The organism is Sporosarcina obsidiansis (assembly GCF_009651005.1).
Classification (GTDB): domain Bacteria; phylum Bacillota; class Bacilli; order Bacillales_A; family Planococcaceae; genus Sporosarcina; species Sporosarcina obsidiansis.
Genome location: NZ_WHVW01000045.1, coordinates 1 through 1,582, shown reverse-complemented (window position 1 = coordinate 1,582; position 1,582 = coordinate 1). Strand labels below are relative to the sequence as shown.

At 40.5% G+C, this 1,582-nt stretch carries 1 pseudogene; it reads right to left on the bottom strand.

Annotated features, from left to right (window positions below):
* Positions 1-128: 128 nt before the first annotated feature.
* Positions 129-1,502 (bottom strand): annotated as a pseudogene (locus GD002_RS17560) (LTA synthase family protein); the annotation flags it as partial.
* Positions 1,503-1,582 lie beyond the last annotated feature (80 nt).

Sequence of the window (1,582 nt, the reverse complement as noted above, 5' to 3'; positions counted from 1 at the left end):
CTGGCGTTTACTCTATTGTAAAAGAAAATAGACTGTAGGAAAACTCCAAATTTCCGGAGTTTGTCTACAGTCTGAAAGAAGTATGTTCTCTCCAATTAGAGAGAACATACTTCTTCTGCTGCTTTATGTCATTCGTTTACATCTGCATCTTTAGTGTAGTTAAACTGAGATGGATCTACAGATGTATACCCTTTTGGTGTAAAGAATCTTAATAAGTCGCCATTCACGACTTTATCAGAAAGCCCCAATTTGTAAGCCACTTCTTTTTTCATGTCTTGTGCTAGTTCCAATTGTCGATCATCGAGCGACAAGCCTGTTCGACTATCATAAAATTTTTCATTAATGGAATCAATCGTCGGACTGACAAAATCGCCATTTCTAAATGGGACCACTTCATTATGCTCTTCAGAGAATAAGTCGGAACCGAATTGAACAAAGTCTTTCGTATCAATTCCAAGCAAATGCAATAACGTCGGAAGAAGGTCTGTCTGGCCGCCATACGTGTGGTTAATGCCGCCTTTCATTCCAGGAACATGTATGAATAATGGGACGCGCTGCAAGTTCGCACTTTCATAAGGTGTAATGTCTTTCCCAATGATTTTGCTCATCGCTTTTTTATGATTATCTGAAATACCATAATGGTCGCCATACAGAACGATGACCGAGTTATCATATAAGCCCATTTCCTTTAATCGAGTGAAGACTGTTTTAATCGCCTCGTCCGTATAACGCGCAGTTTGGAAATAATCGTCCACACTAGCGTCCCCAGTCTGTGCTTTATCGATTGACACTAAGTCCTGATTCATCGCATACGGATAGTGGTTTCCAACCGTAATGAATTTCGTATAGAAAGGTTGCGGCAGGGAACTGAGCATGCTTTCCGATTGTTCATAGAACGGTTTATCCAACAATCCGTATTCGGCCATGTTGATTGAAGAACTCGTATCATAATAACTCGCGTCGAAGAAATGATCGAACCCAAATGATTTGTAAATGGTATTCCGATTCCAGAAACTGCCGTTATTGCCGTGGAATACAGCAGATGTATACCCATGATCCTTTAAAATGCTTGGGGCCGCTTGGTACGTATTTTGCGCTTTCGTAATAAAAGCAGATCCTTGCGGCAATCCGAATATGGAGTTCTCCAACATGAATTCCGCATCGGACGTCTTACCTTGGCCCGTTTGATGGAAAAAGTTATCGAAATACGCTGTATTCTTATCTTCGATTAATGAATTTAAAAACGGCGTCACTTCTTCTCCGTTCAATTGATAGTTGATTAAGAAGTTTTGGAATGATTCTAAATGCAAATAGATGACGTTCATTCCTTTGGCTGCCCCAAAATGAGTTGGATCCGGTTCGGCGTAAGCAGATTGTGTATACTTGATCACTTCTGTAAGGTCATCGCTATCCGCCAACGCTCGCTGCGATGAGGCCGCCATCGTTTCCACCGAGTCATAAATCGAGTAATTATACATCCCTAGATATTTCACAATATAGTTTCAGTTCTATAATATTTGTTGGGGTATCCACACAATTCGGATAAAAAAAGACACGTACTCACCGATTTCTTTTATACTTG